General features: G+C 67.6%; 9 protein-coding genes. 7 read left to right on the top strand and 2 right to left on the bottom strand.

Annotated features, from left to right (window positions below):
- A partial coding sequence (locus RN729_RS08040; RefSeq protein ID WP_310783486.1) for a serine hydrolase occupies nucleotides 1–569 on the bottom strand: 569 nt, incomplete at its 3' end.
- A 37-nt stretch (nucleotides 570–606) separates the two neighbouring features.
- Between RN729_RS08040 and RN729_RS08035 the strand changes: the two genes are divergently transcribed.
- The 3 genes from RN729_RS08035 to RN729_RS08025 all read left to right on the top strand — a co-directional run bounded on the left by RN729_RS08035 (nucleotide 607) and on the right by RN729_RS08025 (nucleotide 3,500).
- Nucleotides 607–849, top strand: a complete 243-nt coding sequence (locus RN729_RS08035) for a hypothetical protein (protein ID WP_310783484.1) — start codon at nucleotides 607–609, stop codon at nucleotides 847–849.
- On the top strand, nucleotides 827–1,291 hold the full coding sequence (locus tag RN729_RS08030) for a PIN domain-containing protein (protein ID WP_310783482.1): 465 nt from the start codon (nucleotides 827–829) through the stop codon (nucleotides 1,289–1,291). Before RN729_RS08035 ends, RN729_RS08030 begins: the two co-directional genes overlap by 23 nt.
- Nucleotides 1,292–1,379: 88 nt before the next feature.
- Nucleotides 1,380–3,500, top strand: a complete 2,121-nt coding sequence (locus RN729_RS08025) for a S9 family peptidase (protein ID WP_310783480.1) — start codon at nucleotides 1,380–1,382, stop codon at nucleotides 3,498–3,500.
- A 3-nt stretch (nucleotides 3,501–3,503) separates the two neighbouring features.
- Here RN729_RS08025 and RN729_RS08020 read toward each other — a convergent pair whose 3' ends face one another.
- On the bottom strand, nucleotides 3,504–4,454 hold the full coding sequence (locus tag RN729_RS08020; RefSeq protein ID WP_310783478.1) for a polysaccharide deacetylase: 951 nt from the start codon (nucleotides 4,452–4,454) through the stop codon (nucleotides 3,504–3,506).
- 222 nt (nucleotides 4,455–4,676) lie between these two features.
- On the opposite strand from RN729_RS08020, the gene pckA reads away from it, so the two are divergent.
- The 4 genes from pckA to RN729_RS08000 all read left to right on the top strand — a co-directional run bounded on the left by pckA (nucleotide 4,677) and on the right by RN729_RS08000 (nucleotide 9,754).
- On the top strand, nucleotides 4,677–6,296 hold the full coding sequence (gene pckA / locus RN729_RS08015; protein WP_310783476.1) for a phosphoenolpyruvate carboxykinase (ATP): 1,620 nt from the start codon (nucleotides 4,677–4,679) through the stop codon (nucleotides 6,294–6,296).
- A gap of 37 nt (nucleotides 6,297–6,333) precedes the next feature.
- Nucleotides 6,334–7,968 carry a hypothetical protein gene (locus tag RN729_RS08010; protein ID WP_310783473.1) on the top strand — a complete coding sequence of 545 codons (1,635 nt, stop codon included), beginning with the start codon at nucleotides 6,334–6,336 and terminating at the stop codon, nucleotides 7,966–7,968.
- Nucleotides 7,969–7,993: 25 nt separating this feature from the next.
- Nucleotides 7,994–8,875, top strand: a complete 882-nt coding sequence (locus RN729_RS08005; RefSeq protein ID WP_310783471.1) for a PPK2 family polyphosphate kinase — start codon at nucleotides 7,994–7,996, stop codon at nucleotides 8,873–8,875.
- A gap of 120 nt (nucleotides 8,876–8,995) precedes the next feature.
- Nucleotides 8,996–9,754, top strand: a complete 759-nt coding sequence (locus RN729_RS08000; RefSeq protein WP_310783470.1) for a hypothetical protein — start codon at nucleotides 8,996–8,998, stop codon at nucleotides 9,752–9,754.
- The last annotated feature ends 6 nt before the right edge of the window (nucleotides 9,755–9,760 follow it).

The raw sequence follows: 9,760 nt of genomic DNA, 5'->3' as shown, positions 1-9,760 counted from the left end.
GCCGCGTTGAAGTCCCAGTTGCTGTACAGGTAGTAGGTGCCGGGTTCCTGCGAGCCGCGGGGCGGCGCGTCCGCGAGGTTGTCCCCCGCGTTCGACGCGGGGTGATAGACGCCGGAGCGCGCGGTAACGAGATCGAGGACGCGGGCGCGCTTCTCGATCGGGAGGAGGCCCTGCACGTCGTCCATACCGAGATCCTCGAGGGTGAGTTCGAGGTCGATGGTTCCGTCCGCCACGTAGTTCCCGTACAGCATGGCAAGGATGCTCTTCCGCACAGAGGCGAGATAGCTCAGCGAATCCACCGGTCCGTGCTCGAACACCACCCGTCCCCCGACCACGGCCATCACCGCCGAGGTGTTGATCCCCTCGACGTAGGGATGGATCGCGTCCAGCGCCTCGGCCGAGAACCCGGCCACCGCCGGATCCGTGATCCGCTCCCACGACGCGCCCGGATAGACAGCCTCCGCCGCACTGTCCGCGACCGGCGCCGGAGCGCACCCGAACCCCGCCAGGAGCGCCAGAACCAGCGCCGCCAGCATTTCGGTCTGTTTGACACGGTTTTCGTGTTTCACGATATTCGTGTCGCTTTTTGCTTGAGGAGAACAGGACGTGAAGAACATCACGATCACACTGCCCGAAGATGTGGCCCGGTGGCTGCGGGTCAAGGCGGCCGAGGACGACCGGAGCGTCTCGAAATGGATCTGCGAGCTACTGGAGCGGACGCGGCGCCGAGAGGACGACTACGAGGTCGCGATGAAGCGTTACCTCGCTCGGCAGCCTCGCAAGATCGACTGGCCCCAGGGCCGCAGACCCACTCGAGAGGAGCTGTATGATCGCCCAGGTCTTCGTTGACACGAACATCTTCGTCTACCGGCATGACGAGAGCGATCCCTCGAAGCAGGCCTGTGCCGAGGAATGGATCACCTTCCTTGCGCGTTCGCGGACCGGACGCTTGAGCTTTCAGGTTCTTCAGGAATTCTACGTGACCCTCACCCGGAAGGAGCGTCTCGCGTACGACCCCGCCGAGGTTCGCGAAATCGTTCGGGATCTCATCGCCTGGCGGCCGGTGGCGACCGACGCCCGTATTCTGGAACGAGCGTGGGTGCTACAGGATCAGCACGCGGTTTCTTGGTGGGACGCCCTCATCGTGGCCGCGGCGCAATCCTGCGGGTGCTCCGTACTCTTGACCGAAGACCTGCAGCACGGACATGACTTCGGTGGCGTCCGCGTGATCAACCCGTTTCGAGCGAGGTCGGAGACGCCGGCCAGAATCATGGAGGCCCAGCCCTGCTGAGGAGCATTCACTCACGAAGGAGTCGTCGATGCCGCGAGCGAAGGCAGCATGCCATGACCGTTTTTCCCTCATTACGGCGCTGCTCGCCGTGAGCGTTCAGGCCGCCGGTTGCACCGGGGAGGGGGCCGATCCCGCCTCCGAATCCCCGGCCGACGCCGGGGTCGCGCCCCCCGTCGCACGCGTGATCCCGGAACAACTGGAGACGCACGGGCACACACGAGTCGACAACTACTACTGGCTCAACCAGCGCGAGAATCCCGAGGTCATCGCATACCTCGAGGCGGAGAACGGCTATACCGACGCGCTGATGGCGCACACGGAGGGTCTCCAGGCGGAGCTGTTCGAGGAGATCAAGGGACGGATCCAGCAGACCGACCTCTCCGTGCCGGTGAGAGAGGGCGACTTCTTCTACTACAGCCGCACCGAGGACGGCCGGGACTACCCGATCTACGCCCGGAAGCGCGGGTCTCTCGACGCGGACGAGGAAGTCATCCTCGACGTCAATCCGCTCGCCGAGGGCCACGACTACTACGCCGCCTTCCCCGAGGTCAGCTCCGACGGCGACCTGATGGCGTGGGCCGAGGACACCCGCGGACGCCGCATCTACACCATCCGGGTCCGGAATCTCGCCACGGGGGAGGACTACCCGGAAGCGATCGAGGGCGCCTCCGGCAACATGGTATGGGCCGAGGACGACCAGACGCTCTTCTACACGAAGCGGGATCCCGGCACCCTGCGCTCATACCAGATCTACCGGCACCGGCTCGGCACCGATCCCGCGGACGACGTGCTCGTGTACCAGGAGGACGACGAGGAGTTCAGCTCGGGCGTCCGCAAGACGAAGTCGAAGAGGTACCTCGTCATCTCCTCCTCACACACCGTGATGGACGAGCACCGCTTCCTCGACGCGACGAACCCCGAGGGCGAATTCACCCTCTTCCTCCCGCGCGAGCGCGGGCACGAGCACCGCTTCGACCACTTCGGGGACCACTTCTACATCCGGACGAACCTCGACGGCGCCGAGAACTTCAAGCTCATGCGGACTCCCGTGGACGGGACGGCGACGGACAACTGGGAGACGGTCGTCCCGCACCGGAGCGACGTCTTCCTCCAGGGGTTCGAACTGTTCCGGGACTACCTCGTGCTCTCGGAGCGCGCGGGAGGGCTCACCCGTCTGCGCGTCCGCGCGTGGGAAGGGGAAGAGCACCAGATCGCGTTCGACGAGCCGGCCTACCTGGCCTCGCTGTCGGCCAACCCCGAACTGGACACGAACATCCTTCGCTACGGGTACACGTCGCTCTCGGCGCCGCGTTCCGTCTACGACTACGATATGTCCACCCGCGAGCGCACGCTGCTCAAGGAGGACGAAGTGCTCGGCGGCTACGACCGCGCGGAGTACGTGGTGGAGCGACTGCATGCCCCCGCCCGCGACGGCGCCGTGGAAGTCCCGGTGTCCCTCGTTTACCGGAGCGGTCTCGAGAAGGACGGTGACAACCCCCTCCTCCTCTACGCCTACGGCTCATACGGTGCGAGCATGGAGCCCACCTTCTCCTCGACGCGCCTGAGTCTTCTCGACCGCGGATTCGTGTACGCGATCGCCCATATCCGCGGCGGACAGGAACTGGGCCGGGCGTGGTACGAGGACGGGAAGATGTTCAACAAGAAGAACACCTTCACCGACTACGTGGACGCGGCGGATTTCCTCGTCGCGGAAGGCTACACGAGTCCCGAGAAGCTCTTCGCCCGCGGCGGGAGCGCCGGGGGTCTGCTCATGGGCGCGGTCGTGAACATGCGGCCGGAACTGTTCCGGGGCGTCGTCGCGCACGTGCCCTTCGTCGACGTCGTGACGACGATGCTGGACGAGTCGATCCCGCTCACGACCTTCGAATGGGACGAGTGGGGCAACCCGGCGGACCTCGAGTCGTACCGCTACATGCTCTCCTACTCCCCCTACGACCAGGTGGAGGCGAAGGACTACCCGAACCTGCTCGTCACGACGGGGCTCCACGACTCGCAGGTGCAGTATTGGGAGCCCGCGAAGTGGGTCGCGAAGCTGCGAGCGACGAAGACGGACGAGAATCGCCTGCTCCTCAAGACGCACATGGATGCGGGCCACGGCGGCGGCTCGGGCCGCGACCGCCGGTACGAGGAACTCGCCTTCGAGTTCGCCTTCATCCTGGACCTGCTCGAGGCGACCGCTCCGCGCTAGCGGCTAGGGCATCGATGCCTGGGCGCGGACCCACTCGACGGCTTCGCGGTGCGTTCCGAACCAGACGCCGGGCTTCGAGCGCATGTGCTCTATGAGTTCGCGCAGGATCACGATCCGGGAGCGGTGCCCGATGTAGTGCGGGTGCATGGTGAGGAGGAACATCGTCCCCTCCTCCCAGGCCACGTCGAACTCGTCCTTGTACACCTCCAGCACCTCGCGCGGGTTGGAGTAGCGGTCGCCGAGCGGGTTGAAGAGCGGCGCGTCGTCCAGGATCCAGTCCACCGGGAGTTCGACGAGCCCCGTGGGCTCGCCGTTCTGGTTGATCTCGTAGGGTCGGTCGTCCGCCATGAGCGAGGAGTCGTACAGGAAGTCCATCTCGAGCAGGAGGTCGAGCGTCGAGTCGCTGAAGTTCCACGACGGCGCGCGGTAGCCGACCGGGCGTTCGCCCGTGAGTTCCGTCAGCCGCTCGATGGCCATGCGCAGCAGGCGCTCCTCCTCATCGCGCGGGAGCGTGGCGTTGCGCTCGTGGATCCAGCCGTGGACGCCGATCTCGTGGCGGCCCGAGGCCTGGATCATGTCGACCTGGTGCGGCGCCAGGCTGAAGCTGAGCGCGGGGCCGAAGAACGAGGCGGCGATCCCGTACTCGTCGAGCAGGTCGATGACGCGGCCGAGGGCGACGCGCGAGCCGTACTCCCCCTGCGAGAGCCCGCCCACGTTGGTGTCGCCGTTCCGCAGCCAGACCGTCTCGTTGTCCACGTCGAAGGAGAGCAGCACGGCGACGCGGCCGCCGTCCGGCCACGAGTCCGGGTTCAGGTCGCGCCCGGCCCGTACCCGGTTAACGGCCTCGAACACGCGCGCTTCGGACCAGCGCCACGGCGGGTCGTCCGCTTCCTGGGCGGCCATCGGCGCCGCCGGCGCCGTCCACAGCGCCGCCAGCCCGCAGAGCGCGGTCACGAGTCCGCGCCGCAGCGAACGAGTAGAGGAGGGGTTGAATTGTATGCGCCCGGTCATGAGGATTCCCCCGTTTCGGTAGTCATCTCAAGTCTGAAGGCTTATTTTAACAGATTGCCCCTGAATCGGACGGTCGGCGCCGATTCGATCCGGCGCGCGGGACACGTCCGAATCCGTGGTCCGTCGCCGGCGCCGATCCTCCCTTGAATATGGCGATTCTGACACATGGCGACCAAGACAGCGGAGATCGGAACCATCGATCGAACCTTCGACCTCAGCGCGCACGGGATCACCGTCACCCGCATCAAGCGGAATCCGTCCGTCGATGAGACTTACGCGGATGCCCTGAGCGGACGCGAACCCGGCGCGGTCCAGGCGGCGAACGGAGCGCTCGTGGCTTTCTCCGGCGCCAAGACCGGCCGCTCGCCGAACGACAAGCACGTGGTGTGCGATCCGGAGACCGAGCGGGATGTCTGGTGGGGTCCGGTCAACTTCCCCCTCGAGCGCGAGAGCTTCCTGCGGAACCGGGCGCGCGTCCGGGCCTTCCTGAACCGGCAGGATCTCCTCTACGTCATCGACGGTTTCGCGGGCTGGGACCCGGAGTACCGCCTCAACGTGCGGATCATCTGCAACCGCCCGTACCACGCCCTCTTCATGCACAACATGCTCATCCGCCCCACGCCCGCGGAGCTGGCGACGTTCGGCGAGCCCGATTTCGTCGTCTACAACGCGGGCCAGGAGGCGGCGGATCCCTCCGTGGAGGGCGTCACCTCCCCGACTAGCGTGGACCTCTCCTTCGCGGACAACGAGGCCTGCATCCTCGGGACCGAGTACGCGGGGGAGATGAAGAAGGGTGTGTTCACGATCATGAACTACCTCATGCCGAGGCGGGACGTGCTCTCGATGCACTGCTCGGCGACGACCGACCCGGAGACCGGGGCCTCGTCGCTCCTCTTCGGTCTCTCCGGGACGGGGAAGACGACGCTCTCGGCCGACCCGAACCGGCGGCTCATCGGCGACGACGAGCACTGCTGGACCGACTCGGGGATCTTCAATATCGAGGGCGGCTGCTACGCGAAGACGATCGACCTCTCCGAGGAGAAGGAGCCCGACATCTACCGGGCGCTCCGCTACGGCGCGGTGCTGGAGAACGTCGTGCTGCGCGACGACGGGAGCGTGGACTGGTCGGACTCGTCGATCACGCAGAACACGCGCGGCAGCTACCCGATCGAGTTCATCGACAACGCGCAGGTGCCGTGCGTGGCGGGCCACCCGACGGACGTGATCTTCCTGACGGCGGACGCCTTCGGCGTGCTGCCGCCGGTGAGCCGGTTGACGCCCGAGCAGGCCATGTACCACTTCATCAGCGGGTACACGGCGAAGGTCGCGGGCACGGAGGTCGGCGTCACCGACCCCGTGGCCACCTTCTCGCCCTGCTTCGGGGGCCCGTTCCTCGTATGGCACCCGGCGAAGTACGCGCGGCTGCTCGCGGACCGCATGCATGAGCACGGCGTGAACGTGTGGCTCGTGAACACGGGCTGGAGCGGCGGGCCGTTCGGCGTCGGGGCGCGGATCGACCTGCCGCACACGCGCCGGATGGTCGACGCGATCCACGCGGGCGAACTGGCGGACGCGCCGACGGAGCCGGACCCGGTGTTCGGGATCCATGTCGTGACCGAGGTGCCGGGCGTGCCGAGCGAGATCCTGCGGCCGCGCGCGACGTGGCCGGACCCCGCGGCGTACGATGAGAAAGCGGCGCACCTGGCGCGGCTCTTCAGGGAGAACTTCACGGAATACGAGGACGATTGTCCGCCGGAGGTCTGTACGGCGGGCCCCGTGGTCTGACTCCGGCCACGGGCGGTGAACATGAGGAGGAAGCCCGATGCGGCGACGTGATCTGATGTTGGCGGTGGGCCTGGCGGCGATGGTGGCTGGGTGTTCGAGCGGGCAGCGCGACGCGCCGCAGATGGCGGGCGCCTCCATGGGGGGCGCGGCGCAGGCGGGCAACGGCGACGGGAACTCGACGCCGCTCTACGGCAACCTCGGTCCGCACAACCGGCCGGTCACCACGGCGTCGGAGAAGGCGCAGGCCTACTTCGACGAGGGCCTCCTCTTCATGTACGCCTTCGGCACGTCGACCGCCGAGGAGTCGTTCCGCGCCTCGCAGATGGAGGACCCGGAGTGCGCCTCCTGCTATTGGGGCGAGGCGTGGTCGCTGGCGCCGTACCTGAACGGCGGCATGTCGCCCGGCAACGAACGCTCGGCCCACGCCGCCATGCAGAAGGCGAAGGAGCACAGGTCGGGAGCGACCGAGGTCGAACAGGCGCTCATCGATGCCTTCGACGTGCGGTTCGAGGCCGACCCGGAGCGCTCCCGCCGCCGCATGCTCGACACGCTGTACGCGCGCGAGATGGACAAGGTCGCGGCGCGCTACCCGGACGACCTGGACGTGCTCACGCTGCAGGCCGAGGCCTGGATGCTGCTGCGCCCCCGGCGCGGAGATGTGGATCTCGAAGCGAAGGACGTGAAGAAGATCCGCCCCATCCTCGAGACCGTCCTCGCGCGGGATATCCGTCACCCCGGCGCCTGCCACCTCTACATCCACCTCGTGGAGGCGTCGCAGGATCCGGGTCTGGCGGAAGCATGTTCGGACCACCTCGGCAGCCAGATCGCGGTGAGCCACATCCACCACATGCCGACGCACATCTACATGAACATCGGCCGCTGGGGCGACGCGGTGCGCGGCAACCAGCAGGCGTGGCACGCCGATCAAAAAGCCCAGCACGGCGGGCCTCCCGGCGTCTACCCGTCGCACAACCTGCACATGCTGCTCAATGCCGCCGTCATGGACGGGCAGAGCGCCGTCGCGATCCAGGCCGCGAAGGACCTGGCGGGACACCGCGGCCCGTGGGGGGCCTACATCCCGCTCACCTACGCGGCGTTCGGCCGCTGGAGCGAGATTCTGGCGGGCGACGGTCCGAAGTCGGACGATCCGATGGAAGTCGTCGCGTGGAGCTTCTCGCGCGGCCTCGCCTACCTCCGCATGGGGCACATCGATGTCGCGCAGGACCACCTCGAGGAGATCGATGAAGCGCTCGAGGACGCCGATCCCTCCGCCACCTTCCGCTACAGCCCGCTCGCGGACGTCGTCGCGCTGCCGCGCTCGATCCTCGCCGGGGAGATCCTGAACGCGAGGGGGAAGGCGGAGGAGGCCGTGGCCGCCCTGAAGCACGGGATCGAGAAGGAAGACGGACTCATCTACTCGGAGCCGCGGGCCTGGCACATGCCGGTTCGGCATACGCTCGGCGCGATCCTGCTCGAGAACGACCGGGCCGGGGAGGCGGAGCAGGTCTACCGCGGCGCGCTCGAAGATCTCCCCAACCAGGGCTGGGCCTGGTTCGGACTCACGCAGGCGCTCAAGGCGCAGAAGAAGACGGCCCAGGCCCAGGAGGCGCGGCGCGAGTTCGACCGTTACTGGGTCCGCGCGGACACCTGGCTGCGCAGCTCGAGGTTCTGACATCCGGCGCCCCGACCCGCTTGGCATGATCGACTTCTCGCCGCCGGAGAGTCCGTTCAGGATCAGCTACGACGGCGACTTCGACATCTCCCGCGCGGTGACGGCGCCGCCGCCCGACGCGCCCTCCGAGCGCGAGATGAGAAAGGAACTGAAGCGCACGGTACGCAGGATCTCGCGGCTCCAGCGGCGTCTGCACGCGCACCGCCACTACGCGGTGCTGCTGGTCTTTCAGGCGATGGACGCGGCCGGCAAGGATTCGACGCTGCGGGCGGTCATGACGGGCGTGAACCCCGCGGGTTTCCGGATCAACGCCTTCGAGGCGCCGTCCAACCTGGAGGCGAGACACGACTTCCTGTGGCGGACGACGCGCCGGCTCCCGGAGAAGGGCCGGATCGGGATCTTCAACCGCAGCTATTACGAGGAAGTCCTCATCGTGCGGGTCCACCCCGAGTATCTCGATCGGCAGAAGCTGCCCCGCCGGCTGCCCATCATGGAACGGTGCGAGGAGCGCTACCAGTCGATCCGGGACCATGAACGGCACCTGGCTCGGAACGGGACCGTGATCCTGAAGTTCTGGCTCAACATCTCGAAGGACGAGCAGGCCCGCCGCTTCCTCCGCCGCATCGACCGCCCCGACAAGAACTGGAAGTTCAACCGCGCCGACATCGAGGAACGGCAGCACTGGGACGACTACATGGCTGCCTACGAGGACGCGATCAACGCGACCGCCCGCCCGTGGGCGCCGTGGTACGCGATCCCCGCCGACTCGAAGCCCTGGATGCGGCTGCTCGTCGCCCAACTCGTGCGCGACCAGCTCGCCACACTCGACCTCACCCACCCGGAGCTACCTGAGGAAGAACGCGCCGAACTCCAGGGCTACCGCGCCCACCTCACCGCCGAACTGTAGCCCGGCGCCCCGGCACCCTTCAACGGATCGACGAGTAAGGTGGAGAGTTCCTGTCAACACAACCATATGCCGGTCCGGCACCGGGCATTTCTCGAGCGCGCGCTGGCTGCGATACCCGGTGTGGACGGCGTCGTCGGTCTGGCGGCGGGCGGTTCGTTCATCGCGGGCGAGATCGACGAGTTCTCCGACCTCGACCTCGTGCTGGCGGTGGAACCGGCGGCCTGGCCGGAGATCCTCGACCGGCAGCAGGCGGTCGCCGCCGACCTCGACCCCTCGTTTCTGGCGGGCTTCACCGGGGAGCACGTCGGCGAGCCGCGTCTGCTCGTGTGCCTCTACGGTCCTCCCCTCCTGCACGTGGACCTGAAGTTCGTGTCGCTCGACGACGTGCACGAGCGGATCGAAGATCCGGTCATCCTGTGGGAGGTCGACGGCTGCCTGAGCGCCGCGTTCGCCCGTGCCGCACCGCGCTACCCGGCCGCGGATCCCGGCTGGATCGAGGATCGCTTCTGGATCTGGGCGCATTACGTCGCCGACAAGATCGAACGTGGCGAGATCTTCGAGGCGCTGGACGGTCTCGGGTTTTGGCGGGCCGTGGTGCTGGCGCCGCTGGCGTTCAGACGGGCCGGCGTGGCGGCCACCGGCGTGCGCCGGATCGAAGACCGGCTCCCCGCCTTCGCGACGGATCTCGAACGGACGGTTGGAGGCGTCGACGCCGCGGCGTGCGTGGCCGCGCTCGAGGCCGCGATCGAACTCTACACCGAGCTTCGGGCAGCCGACGGCACGGGAAGCGCGGTCGAGATGAGCGTCGTCGAACGGGAGGTTCGGGCTTATGTGGTGGGGCTTCCGGGCAGGCTGCAGTTACCCGGCCGAGGCGCGTAGGGAGTC

Origin of the sequence: Candidatus Palauibacter polyketidifaciens (assembly GCF_947581785.1) — a bacterium.
GTDB lineage: Bacteria > Gemmatimonadota > Gemmatimonadetes > Palauibacterales > Palauibacteraceae > Palauibacter > Palauibacter polyketidifaciens.
Note: the sequence above shows the minus strand (reverse complement) of the source record. Positions and strands in the feature narration are given on the sequence as shown.

What these genes read in the sequence shown, in the direction of transcription:
- RN729_RS08010 (WP_310783473.1), top strand. Translation starts at nt 6,334, where the DNA reads ATGCGGCGACGTGATCTGATGTTGGCGGTGGGCCTGGCGGCGATGGTG.
- pckA (WP_310783476.1), top strand. Translation starts at nt 4,677, where the DNA reads ATGGCGACCAAGACAGCGGAGATCGGAACCATCGATCGAACCTTCGAC.
- RN729_RS08030 (WP_310783482.1), top strand. Translation starts at nt 827, where the DNA reads ATGATCGCCCAGGTCTTCGTTGACACGAACATCTTCGTCTACCGGCAT.
- RN729_RS08005 (WP_310783471.1), top strand. Translation starts at nt 7,994, where the DNA reads ATGATCGACTTCTCGCCGCCGGAGAGTCCGTTCAGGATCAGCTACGAC.